Source organism: Beijerinckia sp. 28-YEA-48 (genome assembly GCF_900104955.1).
Lineage (GTDB): Bacteria > Pseudomonadota > Alphaproteobacteria > Rhizobiales > Beijerinckiaceae > Terripilifer.
The window spans coordinates 5,815,398-5,841,580 of record NZ_FNSI01000001.1; the positions used below are offsets into that span (position 1 = coordinate 5,815,398).

General features: G+C 62.0%; 24 protein-coding genes. 13 read left to right on the forward strand and 11 right to left on the reverse strand.

What is annotated here, in order from left to right; genetic code table 11:
- Nucleotides 1-2: 2 nt before the first annotated feature.
- The 7 genes from BLW50_RS27300 to BLW50_RS27330 all read right to left on the reverse strand — a co-directional run bounded on the left by BLW50_RS27300 (nt 3) and on the right by BLW50_RS27330 (nt 8,420).
- Nucleotides 3-1,106, reverse strand: coding sequence for a M24 family metallopeptidase (locus BLW50_RS27300; protein WP_090708249.1), 1,104 nt, complete (start codon nt 1,104-1,106; stop codon nt 3-5).
- Between the two features lie 5 nt (nt 1,107-1,111).
- On the reverse strand, nt 1,112-2,815 hold the full coding sequence (locus BLW50_RS27305; RefSeq protein ID WP_139267768.1) for a hydantoinase B/oxoprolinase family protein: 1,704 nt from the start codon (nt 2,813-2,815) through the stop codon (nt 1,112-1,114).
- A gap of 5 nt (nt 2,816-2,820) precedes the next feature.
- On the reverse strand, nt 2,821-4,881 hold the full coding sequence (locus tag BLW50_RS27310; RefSeq protein ID WP_090708252.1) for a hydantoinase/oxoprolinase family protein: 2,061 nt from the start codon (nt 4,879-4,881) through the stop codon (nt 2,821-2,823).
- Nucleotides 4,878-5,726: an ABC transporter permease gene (locus tag BLW50_RS27315; protein WP_090708253.1), complete on the reverse strand. Its 849-nt coding sequence runs from the start codon at nt 5,724-5,726 to the stop codon at nt 4,878-4,880. Before BLW50_RS27315 ends, BLW50_RS27310 begins: the two co-directional genes overlap by 4 nt.
- Nucleotides 5,727-5,732: 6 nt before the next feature.
- Nucleotides 5,733-6,485: an ABC transporter permease gene (locus BLW50_RS27320; RefSeq protein WP_170850374.1), complete on the reverse strand. Its 753-nt coding sequence runs from the start codon at nt 6,483-6,485 to the stop codon at nt 5,733-5,735.
- A gap of 1 nt (nt 6,486) precedes the next feature.
- Nucleotides 6,487-7,320, reverse strand: a complete 834-nt coding sequence (locus BLW50_RS27325; protein WP_090708255.1) for an ABC transporter ATP-binding protein — start codon at nt 7,318-7,320, stop codon at nt 6,487-6,489.
- 92 nt (nt 7,321-7,412) lie between these two features.
- The gene (locus BLW50_RS27330) at nt 7,413-8,420 is read right to left on the reverse strand and encodes an ABC transporter substrate-binding protein (protein ID WP_170850375.1); all 1,008 of its coding nucleotides are present in this window, start codon (nt 8,418-8,420) and stop codon (nt 7,413-7,415) included.
- 152 nt (nt 8,421-8,572) lie between these two features.
- Between BLW50_RS27330 and BLW50_RS27335 the strand changes: the two genes are divergently transcribed.
- From BLW50_RS27335 to BLW50_RS27345, 3 genes are read left to right on the forward strand one after another with little or no spacing between them, the layout of a single operon-like run.
- On the forward strand, nt 8,573-9,475 hold the full coding sequence (locus BLW50_RS27335; RefSeq protein ID WP_090708263.1) for a LysR family transcriptional regulator: 903 nt from the start codon (nt 8,573-8,575) through the stop codon (nt 9,473-9,475).
- A 57-nt stretch (nt 9,476-9,532) separates the two neighbouring features.
- Nucleotides 9,533-10,513: a Bug family tripartite tricarboxylate transporter substrate binding protein gene (locus BLW50_RS27340; RefSeq protein ID WP_090708265.1), complete on the forward strand. Its 981-nt coding sequence runs from the start codon at nt 9,533-9,535 to the stop codon at nt 10,511-10,513.
- A 40-nt stretch (nt 10,514-10,553) separates the two neighbouring features.
- The gene (locus BLW50_RS27345) at nt 10,554-11,903 is read left to right on the forward strand and encodes a class-II fumarase/aspartase family protein (RefSeq protein WP_090708267.1); all 1,350 of its coding nucleotides are present in this window, start codon (nt 10,554-10,556) and stop codon (nt 11,901-11,903) included.
- 13 nt (nt 11,904-11,916) lie between these two features.
- Here the strand turns inward: BLW50_RS27345 and BLW50_RS27350 are convergent, their stop codons facing one another.
- The 3 genes from BLW50_RS27350 to BLW50_RS27360 form a co-directional block, all read right to left on the reverse strand.
- Nucleotides 11,917-12,729, reverse strand: a complete 813-nt coding sequence (locus tag BLW50_RS27350) for a class II aldolase/adducin family protein (protein WP_090708269.1) — start codon at nt 12,727-12,729, stop codon at nt 11,917-11,919.
- 140 nt (nt 12,730-12,869) lie between these two features.
- Nucleotides 12,870-13,199: an HU family DNA-binding protein gene (locus tag BLW50_RS27355; RefSeq protein WP_090708270.1), complete on the reverse strand. Its 330-nt coding sequence runs from the start codon at nt 13,197-13,199 to the stop codon at nt 12,870-12,872.
- A 240-nt stretch (nt 13,200-13,439) separates the two neighbouring features.
- Nucleotides 13,440-14,402 (reverse strand): D-2-hydroxyacid dehydrogenase family protein, encoded by a 963-nt coding sequence (locus tag BLW50_RS27360; RefSeq protein ID WP_090708271.1) that lies wholly within the window; start codon nt 14,400-14,402, stop codon nt 13,440-13,442.
- 122 nt (nt 14,403-14,524) lie between these two features.
- Between BLW50_RS27360 and BLW50_RS27365 the strand changes: the two genes are divergently transcribed.
- Nucleotides 14,525-15,238, forward strand: coding sequence for a class II aldolase/adducin family protein (locus BLW50_RS27365; RefSeq protein ID WP_090708272.1), 714 nt, complete (start codon nt 14,525-14,527; stop codon nt 15,236-15,238).
- Here BLW50_RS27365 and BLW50_RS27370 read toward each other — a convergent pair.
- Nucleotides 15,235-16,077 (reverse strand): shikimate dehydrogenase, encoded by an 843-nt coding sequence (locus tag BLW50_RS27370; protein ID WP_090709821.1) that lies wholly within the window; start codon nt 16,075-16,077, stop codon nt 15,235-15,237. The genes BLW50_RS27365 and BLW50_RS27370 overlap by 4 nt on opposite strands.
- A 165-nt stretch (nt 16,078-16,242) precedes the next feature.
- On the opposite strand from BLW50_RS27370, the gene BLW50_RS27375 reads away from it, so the two are divergent.
- The 9 genes from BLW50_RS27375 to BLW50_RS27415 all read left to right on the forward strand — a co-directional run bounded on the left by BLW50_RS27375 (nt 16,243) and on the right by BLW50_RS27415 (nt 26,183).
- Nucleotides 16,243-17,553: an aromatic ring-hydroxylating dioxygenase subunit alpha gene (locus BLW50_RS27375; protein WP_244544417.1), complete on the forward strand. Its 1,311-nt coding sequence runs from the start codon at nt 16,243-16,245 to the stop codon at nt 17,551-17,553.
- A 1-nt stretch (nt 17,554) separates the two neighbouring features.
- The gene (locus tag BLW50_RS27380; protein ID WP_090708277.1) at nt 17,555-18,667 is read left to right on the forward strand and encodes a zinc-dependent alcohol dehydrogenase; all 1,113 of its coding nucleotides are present in this window, start codon (nt 17,555-17,557) and stop codon (nt 18,665-18,667) included.
- A gap of 167 nt (nt 18,668-18,834) precedes the next feature.
- Nucleotides 18,835-19,284: a tripartite tricarboxylate transporter TctB family protein gene (locus BLW50_RS27385; RefSeq protein ID WP_090708280.1), complete on the forward strand. Its 450-nt coding sequence runs from the start codon at nt 18,835-18,837 to the stop codon at nt 19,282-19,284.
- Nucleotides 19,285-19,290: 6 nt separating this feature from the next.
- Nucleotides 19,291-20,799: a tripartite tricarboxylate transporter permease gene (locus BLW50_RS27390; RefSeq protein ID WP_090708282.1), complete on the forward strand. Its 1,509-nt coding sequence runs from the start codon at nt 19,291-19,293 to the stop codon at nt 20,797-20,799.
- Between the two features lie 118 nt (nt 20,800-20,917).
- Nucleotides 20,918-21,895, forward strand: coding sequence for a Bug family tripartite tricarboxylate transporter substrate binding protein (locus BLW50_RS27395; RefSeq protein WP_170850376.1), 978 nt, complete (start codon nt 20,918-20,920; stop codon nt 21,893-21,895).
- Nucleotides 21,896-21,988: 93 nt separating this feature from the next.
- Nucleotides 21,989-22,975: a Bug family tripartite tricarboxylate transporter substrate binding protein gene (locus BLW50_RS27400; RefSeq protein WP_090708285.1), complete on the forward strand. Its 987-nt coding sequence runs from the start codon at nt 21,989-21,991 to the stop codon at nt 22,973-22,975.
- Nucleotides 22,976-23,021: 46 nt separating this feature from the next.
- Nucleotides 23,022-24,011: a Bug family tripartite tricarboxylate transporter substrate binding protein gene (locus BLW50_RS27405; protein WP_090708287.1), complete on the forward strand. Its 990-nt coding sequence runs from the start codon at nt 23,022-23,024 to the stop codon at nt 24,009-24,011.
- Nucleotides 24,012-24,014: 3 nt separating this feature from the next.
- The gene (locus BLW50_RS27410; protein ID WP_348272873.1) at nt 24,015-24,980 is read left to right on the forward strand and encodes an alpha/beta hydrolase; all 966 of its coding nucleotides are present in this window, start codon (nt 24,015-24,017) and stop codon (nt 24,978-24,980) included.
- A gap of 114 nt (nt 24,981-25,094) precedes the next feature.
- Nucleotides 25,095-26,183, forward strand: coding sequence for an LLM class flavin-dependent oxidoreductase (locus tag BLW50_RS27415; protein ID WP_090708289.1), 1,089 nt, complete (start codon nt 25,095-25,097; stop codon nt 26,181-26,183).

Sequence of the window (26,183 nt, forward strand, 5' to 3'; positions counted from 1 at the left end):
CCTCAATGTACGGAGAAAAGCTGGCGCGGCGTGCCGCACAGGAGTTCGTGGCCCTGGTCGCGCACGATCAGGGAATCGCCGAGGACGAAATAGCCGACCGCGGGATGATAGGTGTTGGGGTGGACGATGATCGTCATGCCCGTTTCCAGCGGAATCTGCACGTCTTCGAGAATATGCGGCTTCTGGTCGGGAAACAGGCCCATGCCGTGGCCGCGCACGCGCGTATATTCGCTGGTGACATAATCGCCGAGGCCGTATTTGCGGAAGACATCGTTCTCGGCCTTGGCGACTTGCGCGGCGGTGATGCCAGCGGCAACAGTGGCTATGCCAGCTTCCATCGCTTCGAGATAAACGGCGAAGGCCTGCTTCTGCGCTTCATTGGCTTCACCAACGACGAGCGTGCGGCAGATCTGCGCGTAATAGCCGTCGACGCAGGGGGTGAGTTCTGTCGTCACCATGTCGCCCTGCTTCAACACCTTGCCGCCGGGGGGCGCCATGCCGCGTACTTCCTGGCCACCGACGCCGATGATCATGAAATTCTCCGGCACGCCCTTGGCGCGGAAAAAGGTCTCGATCTCGGCGATGAGTTCGTAATCCTTGCGGCCGGGGCGGGCAGCGTCGCGGAAGATGGCATAGCCCTCGTCGGCGAGTTTGGCGGCGCGACGCACCGCGTCCATCTCTACTTCGAGCTTGGTCATCAGCAGGCGTTCGATGACCTTGGTGCCATCAGCGACGCGCAAATCCTTTTCGCCGTGTAGCAGGCCGTAGGGCAGAAGGTGGAAGGGCGCGGCACCGATACGCCGGTTGCCTTCGCGCGCCAGCAGCTGGCGCGCCTCCTTCACCAGCGAGGGCGCATAGACGATCTCGCTGATCGCGGCTTCCGCGCGGGCGCGCTCGGCCTCGGCCGGATCATCGAGGATAAGCGTCGTGGTGCCGTCGGCACGCACCAAGGCAATGCCCTGGCCCTCCTGGATGCCGAAGTCGGTAGCATAGCGCAGGTGATCGGCATGCCAATTATTGCCAAAGAGCACGAGGACATCGGTGCCCTCGGCCGCCATGGAGGCGGAGAGCGCTTTCAGGCGGGCGGGATGGGTGGTGGTCGCCATGAGGATCAGGCGCTCCGCACTTTTGGTGCGACCGTCTTGGTCCAGCCGTAGAACTCACCCGCCTTCTCAACGCTGACGAAGCCTTCCGCTACGTCATGGCTGATCGCTTCGCGGGCGCGGTCGTGCGGATTGCCATAGCCGCCGCCACCGGCGGTGAGGAAGGTGACGCGATCGCCAGCCGCGAGCGGGATTTCCGTGCCTTTGAAGACGATCCGTTCCGGATCATCTTCTGACCTGATGATAGCGGCGTTGTGCGCGCCATTGCCACCACCGGCGAGGCCCCAGGGCGGCATGCGGGTGCGCTCGCAATTGATCGTCACTTTGCAGGGCACCAGCGTGCGATAGGTGATGCGCACACCGAGGCCGCCGCGGAATTTTCCGGGGCCGCCCGAATCATCGCGTAGCGCATGTTCATCCACCATGATGGGATAGCGAATCTCCTGCAGTTCGACGGGCGAGTTACGCACGTCGCCTTGGCAAACGGAGACGCTGGCGTCCTCGCCATCCTCGGAGGGACGGCCACCCCAGCCGCCGCCAAAAATATTGAGCAGCAGGAAGCGCGTGCCATCCGGCTTGAAGCCATAGAAAGAACAGCCACCCATGTCGCCCTTGTGAGCGGCGGGGATCATGTGCGGCAGGGCTGGCGCCAGCGCCTTCAAGATCGTATCGATCGTCGTCGGCAGCGCGATGCTCCACAGGCCGATGGCGGTGCCGGGCCTGGCGCTGACGATGGTGCCTTCGGGGATATTCACATCAAGGGCGCGGAAGCAGCCCTCGTTGACATCGAGATCGGGCGAGGTGATCGCCTTGAAGGCGACGCGCGCAGCGGCGATACCACCCGATTTGCCGGAGTTCAGCGGCGAATGGGTCTGCGGGTTCATCTCGCTGAAATCGACGCTCATCACCGAGCCCTTGATCTCCACCGTCACCTTGATGCGGATCGGTTGATCGAGGCTGCGGCCGTCGTTGTCGAGGGTGCTTTCGGCTTGATAGACGCCATCGGGAATTTTCTCGATGACATTGCGCACGGCGCGATCGGCCTGGTCCCAGATACGTTCGATACAGGCTTCCACCGTGGCACGGCCGTAGCGCTTGATCAGTTCGCCATAGCGTCGCGCACCGAGCTGGCACGAGGCCACCTGGGCTCTGAGGTCGCCGAGGCTGGCGTCGGGAAAGCGGACGTTGTCGTGGATGATCTGCCAAAGCGTCTCGTTACGCTTGCCCTCTTCGTAGATCTTGAGCGAGCGCAGTTGCAGGCCCTCGGCATAGATCTCGGTCGTCAGTGACGAGCCGAAGCCGATGCGCATGCCGCCGATATCGACCCAATGGGCACGGTTGGCGGCAAAGCCGACGAGTTCGCCATCGACGAAACAGGGGGCGTAGATGACGACGTTGTTGAGATGCTGGCCACAGACTTCATGATTCATGATCATGATGTCGCCCGGCTTGAAGCCATCAAGGCCCCAGCGCTTGATGCCGTCCTCGACGGCAACGCCGAGGTCGGCCAGGAAGATCGGCAGGCCGCCTCGGTTCTGCGAGATCATGCGGCCTTTGGTGTCGATGAGGCCACAGCAGAAGTCGCGGACCTCATAGATCATCATATTATAAGCGGCTTTGCACAGCGCATTGCCCATCTCGTCAGCGTAAGCGACGATGGAGTTGCGAACGACTTCGACCGTGATCGGGTGGGCATCGACGTTCTTGGTCATGATGCTCAAGCCTCCTTGCCGGCGAGATCGACGATGAGATGGCCAGCGTCCGTCACGGTCACTTTGTCTCCCGGATGAATGAGAATGGTGGAATTGGGCTCCTCGATGACCGCCGGGCCTGTGAAGGTGAATCCGGCAGGCAGTGAAGGGCGCCACAGGATGCGCGTTTGCAGTGGTTTTTCCGGGTCATCGAAGATGACGTCGCGGGATGTCTCCGCGACCGAGTCCGTCGGCGTCCAAGCCTGGGTCAACCAGGCTTCAGCTATGGTGTCGCTGCGCGCGGCGGTCAGCACCAGGCGCAGGTTGACGACTTCGAGATGTTCTTCCAGCGCCGACTGGCCGTAGCGCAGATCGTGTTCGACATTGAACAGTCCGCGCACCGTGCTCATATCGCCGGTGAGCATGGCTGGAGACGTAATCGGAATCGGCAGAGCGTGTTCCTGGCCGACATAGCGCAGATCGGCGAAGAAACGGAAGTCGGTGATATCGTCGGCAATGCCGTCGCGCTGCATCTGCGCCTTGCCGCTGTCCGCCAATTCCTTGAACACGCGCTCGACCAGCGCCGTGTCGAGCGCGCCGAGACGGCCGACAAGGGTGCGGACGAAATCCTGACGCCAGGAGGCCATCAGCATGCCAAGCGCCGAGAAGGTGCCCGGCAGTTTCGGGATGACGACGCGCGGAATGAAGATTTCACGGGCAATGGCGATGGCGTGCAGCGGGCCTGCGCCACCGAAAGCGATCATCGCGGTGTCGCGCGGGTCTACACCCTTGTTGACGGAGACGGCACGCACGGAGAGCGACATGTTATTGTCGGCGATGGTGGCGATGCCGAGCGCCGCTTCCTTGGTGCCAAGACCCAGCGGCTTGCCGACCGTCTCATCGACGGCCCGTTCGGCCGCCGCCATATCGAGCGACATGTTGCCGCCCAGAAATCGGTCGCCATTGATGCGGCCAAGAACTAGATCGGCATCGGTGACGACCGGATCCATCGAGCCCTTGCCGTAGCAGGCAGGTCCCGGATCGGCACCAGCGCTGCGGGGACCAACATGCAGGCCGCCGGTGCCATCGACCCAAGCGATCGAGCCACCGCCATTGCCGACCTCGACGATGTCGACAACCGGCAATTGCATCGGTTGGCCCGAGGCGTGATCGCCGATGACATAGCCTTCTTCGATGGCGGGGCGGCCGTTGGTGATCAGCGAGGATTTGGCGGTGGTGCCGCCCATGTCGAAGCCGATGCATTTCTCAAGGCCGAGATGCAGGGCGAGCCGGCCGGCGCCGATCATACCGGCGACAGGGCCGGATTCCATCATGGAGACCGGCTGGGCCTTGGCTTGATCGAGCGACATGACGCCGCCATTTGAGCGCATCAGATGCAGCTTGCCGGCAAAGTTCTCACCGCGCAGATAGCTGTCGAGCGTGCCGAGATAATTGCTGACGCGCGGCCCGACGAAGGCATTGAGCACGGTGGTGGACGTGCGCTCATATTCGCGGAATTCGCGCAGGATTTCATGGCTCAGCGTCACGAACAGGCCGGGGTTGAGCCGGCGCAGCACGTCGCCGATGGCGCGTTCATGATCGGGATTGGCATAGGAGTGCAGCAGACAGACGGCGACGGCCTCGATCTTCTGATCCTTGATCTCCTTCGCGATGGCCTCGACCTCTTCGAGGGCGAGCGGAATCATCGCGTCACCGGCGGCATTGACGCGTTCGGTGACTTCGAACGTCAGGCGACGTTCGACCAAGGGCTTGGGCCGATGGAACCACAGGTTGAAAGCCTCGATGCGATTGCCGCGGCCGATGGCATAGACATCGCGAAAACCACGAGTGGTGATCAAAGCCGTATGGGCGCCTTTACGTTCTAACACCGTGTTGATGGCGATGGTGGAGCCGTGCAGCACCTCGTTCAACTGCGGCAGATCGCACTGCGCTTCACGCAGGGTGTCGGCGACGCCACGGGTCGGATCGGCCGGAGTGGTGGAGCATTTGGCCGTGACGATCTGGCCGTCGATACAACCGACGAGGTCGGTAAACGTGCCGCCAATATCTACGCCTACAATATTCATTTTTGCACCGATTTGGACTGAACTCGCGGCGCGCGGCGTTTGCCGGGCGTCAGATAATTTTCCGCGATGCGGACGATCTCGTTGAAGCAGATGGCGATCACCGCCAGGGAGGTGATCAGCGCGAAGAGCGGCGCTGGATTGTAGTTCTCGGCGAAGACGCGGGTGTAATAGCCAACACCGCCGGTCGAAACATAGAGCTCGGCCAGGATGACGCCGAGCAGGGTCAAGGTCATGCCGAGGCGTAGGCCCGTGAACAGGCTTGGCACCATATTCGGCAGAACGACGTGGCGGATGATGTCGGTGCGAGACGCGCCCATGGAGCGCGCGCCGCGCAGATGCAGCTCTTTCACATCGCGCATGCCGGCGACGACATTGACGATGATCGGGAAGATGCCGTGGGTGAAGCCGAAAGCGATTTTCGCCGCTGGTCCCAGTCCGAAGATCAAGATGACCAGCGGCATGAAGGAGACCTGTGGAATGGCAAACAGCAGCAGGATGATGGGAAACAGCGCGGCGCGGCTGAATTTGGTGGCACCGACGATAAGGCCGATGGCGATGCCGAAGACCACCGACATGCCATAGGCAATGGCGATCTCGGTGACGCACAGCCACAGGGCGGCGACGATCTTTGGTTCGGAGATGACCGAGGAGAAGAAGGCTTCGACCACGGCGCTGGGTGGCCGCATGAAAGCGGGATCAGCGTGGAAGCGACCGTAATATTCGAGCAGGATCAGGATGGTCGCGATTAGCGCCATCCGCAGCCAGAACGGGCTGCGGGCGAGCCGGCTCCAGAGCGGCGGCGCGGCGGGCAGGGGCGAAGGCGGGGCCGAGGTGAGCGATGCCATGGGTGCTTACCTCGACCTGATGCGGTTTTCGAAACTGAAGGCCAGCAGGTTCAACACCACCGACATGCAGACGACGAAGCTGATCCAGGCGAACATGCGGCCAGGCTCCATCAGTTCGGCGGTCAGCGCGATGTTGCGGCCGACGCCGGCGACCGAGGAGATGGTTTCACCACCGAGGACAGAGGCGAGGCAGATGAAAAAGCCGATGCGCAGGCCGGTGAACAGAACCGGCAGGGCGCCGGGCATCAGCACATAACGGAAGATCTGCCAGCGGTTGCCGCCCATGGATTGCGCGGCGAGCAGATAACGCTGCTCCATCTTGGCGAAGGCGGCGATGGTGTTGAGTGCAATCGGGAAGAAGGCATAGGTCGCGCCATAGGCGACCTTCGATCCCGTACCGACGCCGAAGAACAGGATGAACATCGGAAAGAACAGGGTGATGGGAATGGTGAACAGGCCGGAGATCACCGGCTCGATGGTGGCGACCGCCAGTTTCGAGCGGCTGACCAGATAGCCGGCGAGAATGCCAGCGATCAAGGCGAGGATATAGGCTTTGGCGACGGTCGTAGCGGTGACGAGAACTGCCGACCAGAAGGCGCTGGTCTGCACGAGGGCGACGAGCGCGGTCCCGACTTCGCGCGGTGGCGGCAGGAACAAGCGGCTGACGCTGCCGGTTTCCGTTGCCACATACCAGGCGGCGGCGGCGAGTGCCAGAAAGGCCCATTGGACGGAGCGGGAGGAGAGCGAAGCGCGGTCCATATCAGGCTCCGACAGCCTGTGGATCGCGCTGCAAAGCCATGGTGGCGCGGATTTCGTCGCGCAGCAGCGCATAGCATTCGTTGCGCAATTCGCTGAACTTCGGCTCCAACATAAAGTCGGGCGAGCGCGGATGCGGCGTGTCGACGTTGATGATCGTCTTGATCTTGCCCGGGCGGGCGGTGAACACGGCGATGCGATCGGACAGGAAGACGGCTTCGGCCAGCGAATGGGTGACGAAGACGATCGTCTTGCCGGTTTCGGCGAGAAGCTGCGACAGATCTTCACCCAGCACCATGCGGGTCTGTTCGTCTAGCGCGGCGAAAGGCTCGTCCATCAGCAAGATATCTGTCTTCACGCAGATGCCGCGCGCCATGTTGACGCGTTGGCGCATGCCGACGGAGAGCTGATCGGGATAGTGGCGGGCGAAGGAGGCCATGCCGACAGCGCGCAGCGCCGCCATGGCGCGGTCGTCCCATTCCGCTTTGGGAATGCCCTGGAATTTAAGGGCGATGTGGAAGTTTTCGATCACCGTGTACCAGGGAAACAGAGTGCTTTCCTGAAACACGAAGGCGATCTTGTCGGGATGAGGTTTGCCGTCGACCAGGCGGCCATCCACCGTGGTCGTGCCACTTGTCGGCTTGAATAGGCCGCCGATGACATTCAGCAACGTGCTCTTGCCGCAGCCCGAGGGGCCGAGCAGGCAGACGAATTCGCCCTTCTTGATGTCGAGCGAAACATTGTCGAGGGCAAGCACGCTGTCGGCATCGCCGGCATCGCCGAAGCGTTGCGTCACGTTCTTGATCGAGATCGCGATATTATCCTGATTATTTTGCATGCTCGCGACGCGCTCCCGGCTTCAGCCGATCGGTTCGATGACGAAGGGCCGGGCGATGGCGCCCGGCGTTCTTGTGCGTGGGTATCGGTTGGTTACAGTTTCACCGGCGCGAAGCCCGGCATGAACAGCTCCTTCGCCTCGGGGATGCGATCGAGCACGCCCAGATCCTTCAGCGAATAGCGGATGGTTTCGATGGCCTTTGGATTGAAGGCGCCGTCCATCGACAGCATTTTCAATTCGTAGTCGTAGCTCTCGTCGATGACCTTCTCGCTGATCTTCATGGTCGAGGCGATGAACTTCACCGTGTCGGCGCGGTTGTCGCGCATGTAATGCGCGGTCTTGAACCAACCGCGCAGGAAGCGGCGGACGAGTTCGGGATTCTTCTCGATCAGATTGCGATGGGCGAAAATGACATGGGTGTGGAAGTCGGGAACGGCTTCCGCGAAGGTTGCGAGCAGCCGGCCCTGGCCCTGTTCGACCAGGTTCCAGGTTTCCTGAATCGAATTGACGCTGCCGACCAGTTCGCCGGATTTCATCGCGGCGAGGCGCGTGCGCATCTCACCCATGGGAATGATCTCGATGCCGTGCGGCCCCCAGCCTTTGCCGTCGGAGAGCTTGCGCGTCAGCCAGTCGGTGAGCGAGCCGGCGGTGGTGACGCCGATGCGCTTGCCCTTGAGATCGTCGACCGATTTGATCGGTCCATCCTTCATGACGACAAGCGACATGTTGCGCGGCTCGCCGGCGAGCGCGGCGACGGCAATGCCGGGCACGCCTTTCACCGCATAACCCATGCCGGGGCCAGAGCCGAGGCCGATGTCGATGGCGCCGGCGGCCATGGCCTGCTGCATCTGGCCATCGCCGCGGAATACCGAAACTTCAGCATCGATGCCTTCCGAGGCGAAGATGCCCTTAGCGAGGCCGAGATCAGCGCCGGTGAAGGGAAAAGAGGTGCCGACCGATTTGCCGATGCGCAGCTTGTCGGCGGCGAAGGCGGTGCGTGATGAAAGAATGAGGGGCGCGGCGGCTGCCAGCGCCAGCGCGCTGCGTCGCGATATTCCCAGTCGTGATATCCGCGTCCCGTCTCGCGTGGAGCCGTCCATGTGCGTTTCCTCCCTAGCCGTTCCCGGCGCACTGCGTGGCTGCTTGCTGCGGCCATCGCGTTCGTGCGGGTGCAATCGAATGCCTTCGGAAGAGGCAAAGCAAGCCATGGCGGGGCTTGGTTAAATATAGTGTTTAGACTATAACTATAGGTATGATAGCTTTCACCCTCCGCCGCCTGCAGGTGTTCGTCGCCATCGTCGAGACCGGCTCCTTCGCCGCGGCGGCGCGGCGGCTTGGCATCGCCCAGCCGTCGATCAGCGCTCATGTGATGGCGCTGGAGAAGGAGCTTGGCCGGCTTTTCGAGCGCCAGAGTGGCCGCCAGGCGGTGCTCACCGAAGTTGGCCGCAATTTTCTCGGCCATGCGCGTGAACTTTTGGCCCGGGCGCAGAAGCTCGATGCGGACATGTCGTCGCGTGCGTCGGCCGAGCAGAATGTCGCTCTGGCCTGTCAGCGCTCCTTGTCGAACACGGTGATGGGGGGCGCGCTGGGGCATTTCGCCAAGGACAATCGCGACATTCGCCTGTCGGTGCGTATCGCCTTTCAGGAAGAGGTGATCGCGGCGGTGCGTATGGGCGCCGCCGATGTCGGCTGTCTGTTGTCGGACGGAGAGCCGGCAGGCTTTCCCACGACCTTGATCGGGCGCATGCGCTTCGTGGTTTTCGCGACGCCCGATCATTCGCTCGCCGGGCGCAAGCGTGTGCCGCCCGCCGAAGTGGCGCAGCATGATTTCGTTGGCCCCGTCGCGACATCGCTGTTCGGTCAGACGCAGCAGCGCTTGTTGCAGGGCATCGGCGTTGATCGCATGCATATTATCGCCGAAGGCACGGAATTCAGCGTCGTGCGCGAAATGGGCGCGGCGGGGCTTGGCCTGTGCTGTTCGCTCCAGGCGTCGGTGCAGCCAGACATCGATGCTGGCCGCTTCGTGCTGATCGATATCGACGGGCCGGACCTGTTTCTTGACATTCGCATGCTGGTCAATCCGCAACGCCGCGCGGCGCGGCCGGTGCGGCAGCTGGTCGATTATCTGCGCGAGGAAAGCGCCAACTGGCGATAGTTGGCGCCATTGTGCCGGGTCGTGCGCTCAGCCAGAATGGCTGTGGGAGGAACGACCATGCATAAGATCACGCGGTTTTGCCGAACGATTTTGTTTGGAGCGGCTTCGGTCTTTCTGGTTCTGCCTGCGTCAGCGCAATCCTATCCGGAGCGGCCGGTCAGGCTGATCGTGCCTTATGCGGCGGGCGGCGGCACCGATGCGATCGCGCGCCTCGTCGCCCAGGCGGTTGCGGAAAAACTTGGCCAGTCCGTGATCGTTGAGAACAATGGCACGGCCGGCGGCAATGTCGCCTCGCAGATCGCTGCCGCTGCGCCGGCCGATGGCTATACGGTGCTGATGGCCAACCAGGGGCCGATGGTGGTCAATCCGCATCTGTTCAAGTCGTTGAAGCTCGATCCGCTGCAGGTGTTCGATCCGGTGACGTTGATCACCTCGGCGCCGCTCGTTCTTGTCGTCTCGACGAAATCGCGCTTCGCCGATGTCGGCGAACTGTTGGCCTATGCCAGGGCGCACCCGGGCAAGCTCAGTTACAGCAGCGCCGGCAATGGCTCGGCCAGTCATCTGGCTGTCGTCTTGCTGGCTCAGGTAGCAGGGCTCGACGTGGCGCATGTGCCCTATCGTGGCGCCAGCCCGGCGCTCAACGATCTCATCAGTGGGCAGGTGGATTTCATGATCACAACCCTGCCGTCGGTCACCGGTCAGATTGACGGCAAGATCGTGCGGACCCTGGCGGTGACATCGAAAACCCGCACCAAGCGCCTGCCGGATGTGCCGACCTTCGTGGAGAGTGGCTTTCCCGAATATGAAATCGGCGCCTGGTACGGCTTTGTCGTGCCGCGCGGCACGCCGGCACCGATCATCGCCACCTTGCGCAAGGCGACGGTCGCGGCGATCAACAGCGATGCGGTGCGGGCGCGCTTCGCCAGTGAGGGCGCCGAGCCGATCGGTGCAAGCCCGGAAGAATTTGCGGCTATGATGCGGGCAGAATCAAAACGCTGGCAGGACGTGCTCAGTCGCACACGCATCGAGCTCAACTGACAGAACAAGACGTCACCGGTCGCGGCCGGACGGAGGAAATATGGCGGCAACGATTGTTGATTCCCAGGTGCTGGGCGATATTTTCAGTGCGGCCGATATGCGCGCTATTTTCTCCGACGAGGGACGCACGCAATACTATCTCGATATCGAAGCGGCTCTGGCGAAAGTGCAGGCGCGTCTCGGCATCATTCCGCAGGAAGCCTGCGATGAAATCGTCAGCCATTGCGATGTCTCGCAGATCGATTTCGTGAAGCTGAAGAGCCAGACGGAGCGGATAGGCTATCCGGTCCTCGGCGTTGTGCAGCAATTGGTCGGCCTGTGCCGCGATGGCTTGGGTGAATGGTGCCATTGGGGCGCGACGACGCAGGACATTACCGACACGGCGAATATTCTGCAGATCCGCGCCGGGCTCGATCTGGTCGAGCGAGACCTGACGGCGATCTCCTCTGCGCTCGCCGATCTGGCGCGGCGCTATCGCGATACGCCGATCGCCGCGCGCAGCAATCTGCAACAGGCGGTGCCGGTGACCTTCGGGTACAAGATGGCGGTGCTGCTCGCCGGCTTCCAGCGCCATCTCGAGCGGTTGCGAGAGCTGCGACCGCGCGTGTTGGTCGGCGAATTCGGGGGCGCGGCCGGCAATCTGTCGTCGCTCGCTGGGCGTGGCCTGGAGGTGCAGGCGGCGCTCTGCGCCGAGCTCGGTCTCGGCCAGCCCGACATCGCCTGGCATACGATGCGCGATCGCATCGCCGAAGCCGGCTGCTTCCTCGGGCTCGTCTGCGGCACGCTTGGCAAGATCGCCATGGATGTGAAGCTGATGATGCAGAGCGAAGTGGAAGAGGTGATGGAGCCGTTCTACGAGGGGCGGGGCTCATCAAGCACCATGCCGCAGAAGCGCAATCCGATCTCGTCGGCCTATATCCATGGCCTTGCCTCTTCCGTGCGCTATCATGTGGCGGCGCTGCTCGATGCCAATATCGCCGATTTTGAACGCTCCACCGGGCCGTGGCAGATCGAATGGATCTCGCTGCCGGAAATCTTCTGCCTGGCATCGGGCGCGCTGATGCATGCCAAGACGCTCACTGCCGGTCTGCAGGTGAACGAGACGGCCATGCGGCGGAATCTCGATCTCAGCGGCGGGCTGATCGTCTCTGAAGCGGTGATGATGGGCCTAGGACCTTATCTCGGTCGCCAGCGGGCGCATGATCTCGTCTATGACATTTGCCTTGAGGTGGTGCGCTCCAAGCGGCCCTTCCTCGATCTGCTGGTGGAGAACGCCGAAATCTCAGCGCATCTCGACAGGGCGGCGCTGGCGCGCCTGGTGGACCCCGCCAACTATCTCGGCCAGTGCGGCGAGATGGTTGACCGGGTGCTGGCGCGCCAGACGTCTTAATTCAGCAACCTGGTCAGGCGGCGCCGACGCGGCGCTTCCACAGGTCCCAGGCGCGGCTGGCGGCGCCGAGATTGACGGCGTCGGCGAGCGCGCCTTCCTCCTTGCTCAGCGCGGCGATATGGCCACCGCCGCCGATCAGCATGGCGGCGGTCTGCATGCGGGCGCTCACCTCCGTATAAACGGCACGGAACACGGCGGTTTGCAGGCTCGGGCCGACAGCGACACTGCCATGGGCGCGCATCAGCACGACGGGCTTGTCGCCCAGCACGCTGGCCAGTTCGACACCCTTGTCGTTGTTGCCGACGAGCATGTCGGTGGCGCCGAACTTCTTGGATATGTCGAAGACCGGCACGCCTTCGGCCAGGAAGGCGGCATTGTGGAACATGGCGCGCAGGGGCGTGTCGACGAGGCCGTAGGGGATTACCGACTGCGAATGGCTGTGGACAACTGCCATCACGTCCGGTCGAGCCTTGAAAATCTGGCCGTGAATGAAGCGTTCGAGGAAGCCGCTGCGCCCTTTGTTCTCGCAAGCGACCGAGTCGAGATCGAACTCCATGATGTCGTCGGCGGTCACCAGGGCGGGGGCGAGAGCGCGCGCCATCAGGAAGCGATCGGGCGCATGGGGGTGGCGCAGGGTGACATGGCCGAAGGCGTCGACGACGCCTTGGTCGGCGAGGATGCGGCTGGCGGCGGCGAATTCTTCAAGCACTTTGCGATCGAGCGGGCCGCCGGATTTCGGGATCGGCGCGCCGGCGCCGGTCTCGGACGGGCTGGCGGCGAAGCTGCCGGCAAAGGCGGCGCAGCAGGGGCAGGTATTCAGGCGCATGTTTCCTCCAGGGTGGTCTTTAAGATTGCCCCTTACATAGCCGGTCTTGCTGCCAAGCCGGAAGTGCCTGATACGCAAAGCCAAAGAAAAAAGCCCCGCTCGCAAGCGGGGCTTCGGAATGTCTTGAATTCAGGCAGCGATTAGATCGCTTCCTTGAGTTCCTTGGCGGCGCGGAAGGCAACCTTCTTGCTCGCCTTGATCTTGATCGCTTCGCCGGTGGCCGGGTTACGGCCCATACGGGCGGCGCGCTTGCGAACCTGCAGGATGCCGAGGCCGACGATGCGGATGCGGCTGCCCTTCTTGAGGTTCTTGACGATCAGATCGATCATGTCCGTCAGGACGGTCTCGGTCTGCTTCTTCGACAGTTCATGCTCAACCGACAGTGTAGCTGCCAGATGCTTCAGGGTGACAGTGGAAGCCGCTGCCGTCGCCTTACCAGCCGGCTTCGCGGCTGCTGCTTTCTTTGCCATTGGTAGTCTCCCGGATCGAATCAACATGGTTCGAATCAACGGCGAGATATTAGCTAATCAGGCCTTGACGCCAAGCGCCGATTCAAAAAACCCATATCCCGTCGCTGTTTTACGCCGATCTATTCACAAAAATACTGGGGCACAGCCGGATTGGGGCCCTTGTGTTCTGAAACGAATCAACAGAAGCGAACCTTGGCAAAGGCGGAAAGGCCTATGGAATGGGCCTTTGAGCCCCCTGCCTCAGTCGCTTTCGATGACGCGGGGCACCGGATTACCAGCCCGCCAGGCGGCAATGGCCTCGATCGTGTCGGCGTAATAGGTCTTGTAATTGACCTGGGTCGCATAGCCCATGTGCGGGCTGAGGACGGCATTGTCGAAGCTGCGCAGGATGTGATTGGAGGGCAGCGGCTCTGTATTATAGACGTCGAGCCCAATGGCATGAATGCGTTTTGTTTTCAGCGCTTCGATCATCGCCTCTTCGTTGATGATCGGGCCGCGTGATGTGTTCACCACAATGGCCGTCGGCTTCATCAGGCCGAATTCGCGGGCGCCGATCAGGTCGCGGCTGCGATCGCTGAGGACGAGATGGATGCTCATCACGTCGGCTTGCGACAGGAGCTCTTCCTTGCTGACCAGCCGGGCGCCACCGGCGGCGGCCTTTTCCTCGGTCAGATTCTGGCTCCAGGCGATGATGTCCATGCCGAAGGCCTTGCCGACCGCGGCGACCCGCTTGCCAAGATTGCCGAAGCCGATGAGGCCCAGGGTCCGTCCAGCGACCGAGAAGCCAAGCTTTTCCTGCCAGCCGCCGGCGCGCATATGGCGCTCTTCCCGGTGCAGGTTGCGGGCGGCCGACAAGATCAGCCACCAGGCGACATCGACCGTGGGGGCGGGGTCGGCGCTGCGTGTGCCGCACACGATTATGCCCCGTTCCTGGCAGGCGGCGACATCGATGGAGCGGTTGCGGCCGCCGGTTGTGATGACCAGTTTGAGATTGGGCAGTTTCTCGATGAGTGCGCGCGACAGGGGCATGCGTTCGCGCATCAGGCTCAGCACTTCGAAAGGCTGGAGTTGGCGGGCGGCATCTTCAACGGACGCGAGGTTCTGGCGGAAAAACGACACCTGGCAATCGCGACCGAGGCTGGCCCAGTCGCCATAATTCTTGACGACGTCCAGATAGTCGTCGAGCACCGCAATCCGTGTCATTTATTCCTCCAATCAGGCTTCTGAGTGGAACCATGGCACGGATCGGCGGGGCGGCTCAATGCTATGGTTGACTTGTACTTGCGGCTCCAGCAACGTGCCGCCGGATTTTTGGGGGAAATGTTATGTCCCAGGGTATTGTGCAGTCGCTTGAGCGGCCGGGGGTGAAGCCCTTCGCGCGCGAGCGCCAGCAACTCGTCGATTGTATCCGCATGCTGGAAAAGGCCGAGATCATCGATTTCAACGGCCATTGCAGCATCCGCGTCAGCGATGATCGCATTCTTATTAACCAGGGCAATTGCCAGCGCAGCCAGCTGACCGTCGACGATATCGTGACGATCGACATGGACGGCAAGCTGGTCGAAGGCAGCGCCAATCCGCCGCTGGAATTCCATCTGCACACGGGTGTTTATCGGGCGCGGGCCGACGTGCGCGCGGTCGTTCATGCGCATCCGAAATGGTCGACCTATCTGACCATGACGGGCCATGCCTATCAGCCGGTTTTCGCGCAGGGCGTGCTGCCAGGCGAGGCGCCGGTGCTCGATACGCCGGCCTCGATCAACACACCGGCCATGGCCGATACCCTGGCGCAAGTGCTCGGCGAGCGGTCAAGCGCGCTGATGAAATCCCATGGCGCTGTAACCGTCGGCAAGGATATCGTCGAAGCGTTCGTGCTGGCCGTCTATCTCGAAGAGAACGCGCAGCGTCAATATATGGCGTTGCAGATCGGCAAGCCCTACGTCTTCACTGCGGAAGAACAGCAGGCAGCGATGGAGAAGCTCTGGACCGCCAGCCTGTTCCGGCGGACCTGGGATCATTATCGGGCGAAGCTGATTTAAAGCGTCGCCTCGATCATCCGGCGTAATTCCGGCGTCACTTTCGGATCGATGTTGAACCAGGCCTGCCAAGCGGGTCGCGCCTGGTGCAACAACATGCCGAGGCCATCGACGGTGGGATTGCCGTGCGCCTTCGCCGCTTTGAGCAGCGGTGTCTCCAAGGGCGCATAGACGATATCGGTCACCAGCGCGGTGCGCGGCAGTTTCGACAGATCGATGTCGAGAGGCTCCATGCCGACCATGCCTTGGCTCGTCGTATTGACGAGCAGGGCGCAGCCTTCGAGAGCGCCGTTACGTTCGCTCCAATCGACCGCTTTCACGGGGGCGCCAAATTCACGGGCGATCTCTTCGGCCCGGGCGCGGGTGCGGTTGATCAGGCGGATTTCAGGAACGCCGCGCTGCGCCAGCCCCCAGGCGACGGCGCGTGCGCCACCGCCAGCGCCCAGCACCACGGCCGGGCCGGCCTCGAAGCGGGTCTGCGGCGCGCCTTCGACGATATTTTCGATGAAGCCGTAGCAATCATTGTTGGCGCCGAACAACGAGCCGTCCGGCCGCACGACAACGCAGGAGATCGCCCCCATGGTGCGCGCCAACGGATCGATCTCATCGACGATGGCGAGCGCCGCCTGCTTGTGCGGGATCGTCAGGTTGCAGCCGGCAAAGCCAAGTGGATGCAGAGACTTCAACGCCTTGGCCAGACCCTCTGGGGCAATTTCCAGCGGGATATAGGTGCCAGCGAGCCCACGCTCGCGCAGCCAGTAATTGTGCAGCATCGGCGATTTCGAATGCATCACCGGCCAGCCTATCACACCTGCCAGCAGGAAGCGTTCGCCATGCGCCATCGCCTTCATCCTTTTCCTAAAATCCGCTTTTTGAGGGTGCCCGTCTTTAAGGCGTTGCACCGCAGCTGTCACCTGTGATGTCAGGCGGCGCCGCCCGTTGCCATTGCGCCCGACGTCCGCGCGCGTTATTGCCCTAGGCCAAGGTGCTGCCGCGGAACGACCGGCGTGAAAAAGCATCAGATCGAGGAACGCACCATGCTGTCGAGCGAAGACAATGCTCTCGTCACCCGCACTGGCCCCGGCACGCCGATGGGCGAATTGTTGCGTCGCTATTGGGTGCCGATTCTCCATTCCGAGGAATTGCCGGAACCTGATTGTCCGCCGGTCCGCGTCAAAGTGCTGGGTGAACGGCTGATCGCCATTCGCGATACATCGGGCCGGATCGGCATGATGGATGAGTACTGTGCCCATCGCGGTGTGTCGCTCTGGTTCGGCCGCAATGAGGAAGGCGGATTGCGCTGTCCTTATCACGGCTGGAAATATGATGTGACTGGACAGTGCATCGAAGTGCCGTCCGAGCCAATGGAAAGCGGTTACTGCCAGAAGATCAAGCTGAAAGCCTATCCTTGTATCGAGAAGGCCGGCGTCATCTGGGTTTATATGGGTGCGCCGGAGAAACAGCCGGACTTCCCCGCCTTCGAATGGCTCGATCTGCCGGCTTCGCATCGCTACATCGCCAAGCGTTGGCAGGAGTGCAATTGGCTGCAAGCGATGGAAGGCGGTATCGATTCAAGCCATGTTTCCTGGTTGCACAGCGGCGAACTGCACACCGATCCCTTACACCGCGCGACCAAGGGCGCCGTCTATAATGGTGACCGCACGCCGCGCTTCGAAGTTGTCGATTCACCCTCGGGCATGTTGATCGGCGCGCGCCGCAACGCCGAGCCTGGTGAATATTACTGGCGCATCACCCAATGGATCATGCCCTGGTACACGATGATTCCGCCCTATGGCGAGAATGCGTTGAATGGCCATGCCTGGGTGCCGATGGATGACGAGACCTGTATCACCTGGTCGTTTACCTGGCATCCAACGCGACCGTTGAGCGAGCATGAACTGGCGACCATGCGCAGCGGCGGTGGCATGCATGTGGAGGTGGTGCCGGGCACCTATCGGCCAGTGATCAACAAGGACAACGATTATATGATGGACCGGGCACTGCAGAAGAGCGGCCGCTACTACAGTGGCGTTGCCGGCATCGCCATGCAGGATGCTTCCTTGCAGGAAAGCATGGGGCCGGTGGTCGATCGGGCGAAGGAAAATTTGGTTTCGACCGACAATGCGATCATCATGGCGCGTAGTCTGCTCAAGAAAGCGGCATTGGGCCTGCCCAAGGGAACAGAGCCGCGCGGGCTGAAGGCGGAAACGCATCGGGTGCGGTCGGCCTCCTTCATCCTGCCAGCCGACAAGCCCTTCGCAAAAGCGAAGGCGGAGGATCTGGTGGCGCGGCCCGGCATTATTCATACGGGCGTTTGAGATGGCGGGCGTTGCAGCAGCGGTTTCATTCGCCGTCCGACAGACTGAAGTGCGAGAGATCGCCTTCCCATCCATCGCTGAGGATGCCGGCCTGCTCAAAGTCGAGCTGTGCGGCATCTGTGGCAGCGACTGGCCGCACTACAATAATTATCCGCGCTCCAAGGGGCCGCTGATCCTCGGCCACGAGACGGTGGGCGTGGTGGATCAGCTCGGGCGTCTCGCGTCCTCTCGCTTCGGCGTCAAGGAAGGCGACCGGGTGGCGCTCGAGGAATATTTGCCGTGCGGTCATTGCAGCTATTGCCGCACCGGCGATTTTCGCCTGTGCGATGAGACCGATACGCTCAACCTATCGAACACGATCCGCTTCGGGTCGACCCCGGTTTCCGTCGCGCCCTCGTTGTGGGGTGGCTACGCGCATTATCAATATCTGCATCCCAATTCGGTATTTCACCGCCTGCCGGCTCACGTGCCTGCCAAGCTTGCCACTCTGGCTTTGCCGCTTGGCAATGGTGTTGAATGGGCCTGCTTACAGGGCGGTCTCAAGATCGGCGAAGCGGTTGTCATTCAAGGGCCTGGCCAGCAAGGCTTGGCCTGTACACTGGCGGCGCGCCAGGCGGGCGCTGGCCTCATCATTGTCACCGGCAAATCCTCACCCTCCGACAAAGCCAGGCTGGTTCTGGCCAAGGATTTCGGCGCCACACACACGATCAACATTGATGAAGAGGATCTGCTTGAAACGGTGGCCGATATCACCGGCGGCATGATGGCGGATCTGGTGATGGACTGTTCGTCTGGTGGACCGGCGGCGGCGATCTCCGCCATTCAGCTTGCGCGCAAACGTGGCCGGGTTATCCTTGGTGGTCGCAGTCCCGATCGTAAGGCTGAATTCGACACGGATATTCTGGTGAAGAAATTCCTCACCGTGAAGGGCGTGCGCGGGCATAGCTATGAAGCGGTCGAGCTTGCGATCCAGATCATTGCTGGTGGCCGCTTCCCACTGGAGCGGATGTGCACCCATGTGTTTGGCTTGGGCGATGCCCACGAAGCATTGATGACCGTGGGCGGCGAGGGACGGCCTGGTGCGATTCATTGCGCGATCGATCCGTGGGTTTGAGACGGGGCATAAGGGGACCATTTCCACAGATCGCGGTCGCACGAACGGCATAACGCGCGGCTTGTCGTGCAAATTGCTGGCGGTCTCGTGACCACTGTTATAGTTATAGGTAACATAGCTACAGGTAATCGTTCGGCGCAGCGTCGCCGACGGGGGAGGAAATCTGCATGCTGCGAATTAAGAGCCCGCAAGATTTTGCTGCGGGGCTCGTCTTTATCGCTATCGGCGTGGCGGGCGTTTATTTCGGTCGTGAACTGACTTACGGATCTTCGGCTCGCATGGGTCCGGGATATTTTCCGATCATCTTGAGCTATGTGACGATCCTCATCGGCTTGATCATCGGCGGGCGCGGCTTGGCCACGGATGGGCCGCCGATCCAAGGCATTCCGCTGCGGCCAATCACCTCCGTGATCCTGGCCATTCTCGCGTTCGGCTTCCTCATTGAACGAATTGGCCTGGCGCTGACCTGTATCGCCGTGACCTTTATCGCCAGCGCGGGGCGCGAGAAGTTCAATCTGAAAGAGACGGCGATCCTGGGGATCGTTCTCGCGCTGATGTGCGTCGGTGTTTTCGTCTACGGGCTCTCGCAGCCGATGCCAGCCTGGTGGGGAAGGTAATTTACCATGGACGCCTTTTCCAATCTCGCCACTGGCTTCGCCGCCGCCGCAAGTTTTCAAAACCTCGGCTTCGCGCTGATCGGCTGTCTGCTCGGCACGCTCATCGGCGTTCTGCCTGGCATCGGTCCGATCCCGACCATCGCCATGCTGCTGCCGATCACGTTCGGCCTCGATCCGTTGTCGTCGCTCATCATGCTCGCCGGCATCTATTACGGCGCGCAATACGGCGGTTCGACGACCTCCATCCTGGTCAATATGCCGGGTGAGGCCTCATCGGTCGTCACCTGTATGGATGGCTATCAAATGGCCCGGCAGGGTCGAGCCGGCGCGGCGCTCTCTGTCGCGGCGCTTGGCTCCTTCTTCGCCGGTTGCGTCGGTACGCTGTTCATCGCGGCCTTCGGTCCACCTTTGGCGGCGCTGGCGCAGCAGTTCAATTCGCCCGACTATTTCTCGCTGATGCTGCTCGGCCTCTTGATGGCCGTGGTGCTGGCGCATGGCTCGGTCATTAAGGCGATTGCCATGGTGGTGGTGGGCCTGCTGCTGGGCCTGGTCGGCACCGACGTGAACAGTGGCGCCGTGCGCTATACGTTTGGTGTGTCCGAGCTGTGGGATGGCATCGACTTCCTGCCGATGGTCATCGGCATGTTCGGTGTCGTCGAGATCATCCGCAATCTTGAAGAGAAAGAGATCGACCGCACGGCGATCAGCACCAAGTTCCGCGACCTGTGGCCGAGCTCCAGCGAGTTCGCGCAATCGTGGAAGCCGGCGCTGCGTGGCACGGTCGTTGGTTCGATCCTCGGCATTCTGCCTGGCGGCGGCGCGGTTCTGGCGTCTTTCGCCTCCTACACGGTGGAAAAGAAAGTCGCCAAAGATCCGAGCCGATTTGGCAAGGGCGCGATCGAAGGTGTCGCCGGGCCGGAAACGGCGAATAATGCGGCGGCCCAGACGTCCTTCATTCCGTTGCTGACTCTCGGTCTGCCGTCGAACCCGATCATGGCGCTGATGATGGGCGCGATGATGATCCAGGGCATCCAGCCCGGCGCGGCTGTCATGACCAGCCGTCCAGACCTGTTCTGGGGCATGGTCGCCAGCATGTGGATCGGCAATCTGATGCTGGTCGTCATCAATCTGCCGATGATTGGCATCTGGGTGAAACTGCTGTCGATCCCTTATCGCTTTCTCTTTCCGGCCATCCTGTTGTTCTGCGTTATCGGCGTCTACGGCACCAATGCCAGCGCGACGATGATGATCATGACGGCGGCCTTCGCGGTGTTCGGCTATGTCATGGTGCGGTTCGGCTGCGAACCGGCGCCGATGATCCTGGGCTTCTTGCTCGGGCCACTGATGGAGGAAAATCTGCGTCGTTCGCTGGTGCTGTCGCGCGGCGACCCGATGATCTTCTTGCAGCGGCCGATTTCGCTGACGCTGCTGGTCTGCGCGATTCTCGTGCTTCTGATGATCGTGCTGCCGAACGTCCGCAAATCGCGCGAAATGGCGTTCCAAGAAGGCAGCTAATCGTCAGCGTTCGGCGCGGCCTTGGAGGGGGCCGCGCCGAACGACAGCCCGGCGGCGCCGAGGAGGTTTGGCCGGAGGAAGTTTGAACGTCATCTGTTTCATCGGGGGGGGGATGGACATGCAGTACACGCGACGTAGGGCAACCGCGATCATCGGCGCTGGGTTGGGCGCTCCTGCTCTTATCGGTTCGGCCCATGCCCAAGCCTATCCATCGCAGGACGTGCGCGTGGTCTGCGCTTTTGCGGCAGGCAGCGGCGCCGACGTGCTGGCCCGTTCGGTTGTCGAACGGCTGCGGCCATTGATGAACCGGACCATCATCGTCGAGAACAAACCGGGCGCCAACGGCAATATCGCCTGCGAATATGTGGCTCGGTCGAAGCCCGATGGTCACACCATTCTGCTGCATGCGGCCAGCGCCACCGCCAGCAATATGTATCTCTATAAGAAGCCGCCCTTCGATGCGGTGCGTGATTTTCAGCTTGCCGCCACGATCAACCGGCAGCCCTATATGGTCGTCATCGCTGCCAACCGGCCGTGGAAAAACCTGGAAGAACTGACGGCGCATCTGAAGGAACGCTCCGACAAGGCGAGTTATGGCATCGCCAATCCGATGACGGCGGTACTCGGCGAAACCTACAAGAAGGCCTTCGATCTCAAGGCGGTGCAGGTGAGCTATCGCTCGGGGCCGGACGGGCTCAACGACCTGGCCAGTGGCAATCTCGATTTCATGACACTCGATCCGGTGTTGGCGATGGCGCAGGCGCGTGAAGGCCGCGTCCGCATTCTCGCGGCCAGCACCAGAGAGCGCCTGTCGGTGGTGCCCGATGTGCCGACCCTGCATGAGCTCGGCGCCAAGGATGTGAATATCGTTGGCTGGTGGGCCGCGCATGTGCCGTCGGCAACGCCGCGCCCGGTTGTCGATCAACTGGGCAAATGGGTCACGCAGGTGATCGAGATGCCTGAGATGCGCGAATTCTTCGCCAAGATCGGCGGCGAGCCCTTCGTCAATTCTCCCGAAGATTCACAACGCCTGTTCGTCAAGGAAGTGGATGTCTGGAAGGACTATGTGCGCGTGGCGCAGATCGAGCCGCAATAACATCACTTCGTTGATGTGACGGAGGCGCCGTTAGGAAGACCGGCCACGCCTTGGCGCGTGTGGCCGGAACGAAGAAAATGAGGGAGAAACGCCATGACATCGATCAACCGTCGTCAACTCAACACCGCTTTGGCGGCTGGCTCGGGCGCGTTGGCGCTGGGCATCAACGGAGCGCGGGCGCAGTCTTTCCCGAACCAGGACATTCGCTTCGTCTGCGCTTTTCCGCCGGGCAGCGGTTCCGATGTCGTGGTTCGCTACTATGCAGATAAAATCAGGCCTCTGGCCGGCCGCACGATCATCGTCGACAACAAGCCGGGCGCAGGCGGCAATATCGCGACCGAATTCGTCGCTCGTTCCAAGCCGGATGGCTACACCATCTATGTGCACACGGGCTCGTCGGTCTCGGCCAATATGCATACGTTCAAGAAGCCGGCTGTCGATGCGGGCAAGGCGCTGCAGGTGGCGGCGACGATCAACAAGCAAGCGTTCATGATCGTCGTCCATCCCGATAGCCCGCACAAAACCCTGCAACAGCTGACGGCCCATCTGAAGGAGAAAGGCGAGAAGGCGAGCTATGCCGTCTCGGCGACGTCGGGCAAGGTTTTGGCCGAACTCTACAAGAGCATCGCCGGCCTCAAGGCGGTGGAGGTGAATTATCGGATGGCGCAGGATTCGTTGAGCGATCTGGCCTCCGGCGCTGCCGATTTCGGCGCGCATGATCCGCAATTCGCGCTCGCCCAGGTCGGGCAGGGGCGCTTGCGCGTTCTCGCCGTCGCCAGCGCCGAACGGCTGCTGTCGCAACCCGATCTGCCGACCATGGCGGAGGGCGGTGTGCCCGGCATTGATCTCGTCGGCTGGTTCGCCGCCATCGTGCCGGCAGGTACGCCACGGCCGGTGGTCGATCAGATCGCCGGTTGGTTCAACACCGTGACGGGCTCCGCCGAAGGCAAGGAGTTCCTCAATAAGTTCGGCGGCGACCCCTATATCACCACGCCCGAGCAAGGGCAGGAACGGTTGCTGAAGGATATCGACGCCTGGGGCAATTACGTGCGGATAGCCAAGATCGAACCGCAAGGCTGAGAGCGGCACGCACACCCCTGCGCATGCATTCTGGAGGGAGGCTGGGATGAGCAACGGTTTTAAGATGACGCGGCGTGCCGTCGTTTACGGCGGTGCGGCGGCAGGATCTATCGCCTTGGCCGGGGGCGGTCAGGCGCAGGACTATCCCGCTCAGGACTTACGCTTGATCTGCGCCTTCCCGCCGGGCAGCGGCGCCGATGTGATCGTACGTTATTATTCGGAGCGGTTGCGGCCGATCGTCGGGCGGGCGGTCATCGTGGAAAACCGGGCTGGTGCCGGCGGCAATATCGCGGCCGAATATGCGGCCCGGGCCAAGCCGGATGGCTATACGGTCTATGTTCATTCGGGCAGCGCGCTGGCTGGCAATATGTCGCTGTTCAAGAAGCCGCCGGTCGATGTGGGCAAAGCCTTTCAGGTGGTGGCGACGATCAACCGGCAGCCGTTCATGCTGGTGGTGGATGCGAAGAAGCCGTGGAAGACGGTGGCGGAACTCACGGCGCATCTGAAAGAGAAGGGCGAAAAGGCTTCCTATGCCAGCGCCGCGCCAACGGGCACGGTGATGGGTGAAATGTACAAGGTGATTTCCGGCGTCAAGGCGCTGGAGGTCAACTACAAGAACGCCATCGATTCCCTGAACGACATGGGGACCGACGTGGTCGATTACGGCATGCACGATCCGGTGTTCTCGCTGGCGCAGGCGCGCGAGGGGCGTCTGCGTATCCTGGCCGTCAGCACCGGCCAGCGACTGGAGGCCAATCCGCAATTGCCGACCATGAATGAAGCCGGCGTCAAAGGCATGGACATTACCGGATGGTGGTCGGCGCAGGTGCCGGCGGGGACGCCGCGCCCGGTGGTCGATCAGCTCGCCAAATGGTTCAACCAGGTCACGTCAAGCGAAGAGACGCGGAAGTTTCTCAATGGCTTTGGCGGTGATCCGTTGATCGAGACGCCGGAGCAGGCGCAGGCGCGTCTTGTCAAAGACATAGAGGCCTGGAAAGAATATGTCCGCGTGGCCAAGATCGAGCCGCAAGGATAAAGCATGACGGATGTGAAAACGGTGCCGCAGATCGATCCGGATGCGGAGCGGCTGCTGATGGCCATTCGCGCCGCCAACCGGCCGGCGTTGGACGAGCTGACGCCTGCGGAAGGCCGGGCCGCCTGGCTCGCCATGCGCAAGGCAATGAACCAGTTCGTGCCGCCGATGGCCGAAGTGCAGGCGCTGGCGGCGCCAGGGCCGGGCGGACCGATCCCGCTGCGTCTCTATCGCAGCGAGGCGGTGGCGCAAGATCGTCGCAGCCCCGTGGTGGTTTATTTCCATGGCGGCGGCTGGGTGGTCGGCGATCTCGAAACCCACGATGTGCTGGCGCGTCATCTGGCCAATGCGCTGCAAGCCGTCGTCATCGCCGTCGATTATCGCCTGGCGCCGGAGCATAAATTTCCAGCCGCCGCGGAAGATGCGATCGCGGCGACCCAGTGGGTGGCGGCGCAGGCCTCAGCGCTTGGTGTCGATGCCGGGCGTATGGCGGTGGTCGGTGACAGTGCTGGTGGCAATCTTGCCGCCGTGGTGGCGTTGCAGGCGGCGCGCGATGGCCATCCGCGCCTGCGGGCACAGGCGATGATCTATCCGGTGATCGATCTGCACTGCAATTCACCGGCCTACATGCGCGTCGGCAGCGGCTACACGCTGACGGCGGCTTCGATGCAGTGGTTCCGCAATCACTATTTGCGTAGCGAGGCTGACATTCAGGACTGGCGTGCTTCGCCGATTTTCGCCAACAACCTTGCGCAAACGCCGCCCGCCTATATCGCCACGGGTGGGCTCGATCCCCTTTGTGACGAGGGCGAGGCCTATGCCAAGGCGCTGGAAAGCGCTGGTGTGAGCGTGGTTTACAGCACTTTCCCCGGCCAGATGCATGGCTTTGCCGGGCAGTTTGGGCTGATTGGAGCGGCCGACAAGGTTGTGGCGGAAATTGGCGCCTTTATCCGCCAACGTTGGGCCAGTTGAAGCCACAATATCGGACGTGTTGACACACCCTTTGCCGCCAAGTGAAGCTTCGCGCCGCCGTCCACCGGCGGCGCTTTGCTGTCAGGCGCCGGAAAGCGGAACAAGGAGATAAGAATGGAATTCGGGATTTGGTCGAACGGGTTCAGGCCGCATACGTCGGCGGCGCGCACGTATGAGGAAGACCTGTTCGAAATCGTGCTGGCCGATCAGCTCGGATTCCGCGACGCCTATATCAGCGAGCATCATGGCGAATCGGTTTATCTCGACAAAGTCGATATTCTGCCGGCGCCGGAGCTGTTGATGTGCAAGGCGGCTGCGCTCACCAAGCACATCCGCATGGGCGCTGCGATCAAGATCGCGCATTTGCAACACCCGGTTGATGTGGCGATCCAGGCGGCGGTGACGGAACATCTGCTCGGCCAGGGACGCTTCATCTTCGGCTTCGGCTCGGGCGTGCCGGCGGCGGTGTTCAGCGAGGAGCGCGGCCTCACCTATGAAGACAGGCATGAGCGCCTGCAAGAATCCCTCGAATTCATTCTCAAATGCTGGACCAGCACCGAGCCGTTCGACTGGAACGGCAAGCATTGGAAGGGCAAGGGCGTCGTCGCCTGGCCGCGCCCGGCTTCGCAGCCGCATATGCCCATGGCGACGGCGACGGATTCCGATGGCATGCTGAAATATTGCGGCGAGAACGGCCACACGCTGCTGTCGGCCTTCCTTGAGCCGGCCGATCGCCTGAAGGCCAAGGCCGAGAAATATTGCGCGGCGGCCCAGGCTGCGGGGCGACCGAACCCGCGGCGCAACATTTCCGTCTCGCGCTATATCTACATCGCCGACAGCAAAAAGCAGGCGATGGATGAATTGCGGGAATCGGCGAATTTCGAATTGAGCTTCCAGGCCAAGCGCGGCCTGCTGCACTTCGCACGCAACGTCTACAAATTGCCGATCCAAGGCGACACCATCACCATCGAGGATATGGTGGAAGGCGGCTGCTACACGATCGGCTCGGTGGATGATGTGACCGAGCAGGTTTTGAAGCACTACGAGAACAGCGGTGGCTTCGGCACGTTGCTTTTGATCGCAGGCAAAGAATGGGCCGATCGCGAGAAGCGGGCGAAATCGATGCGGTTGTTCATGGAACAGGTGGCGCCGCGCCTGCGACATCTCGATCCCGTGGATGCTGAGGTCCTTTCGACGGCTTAG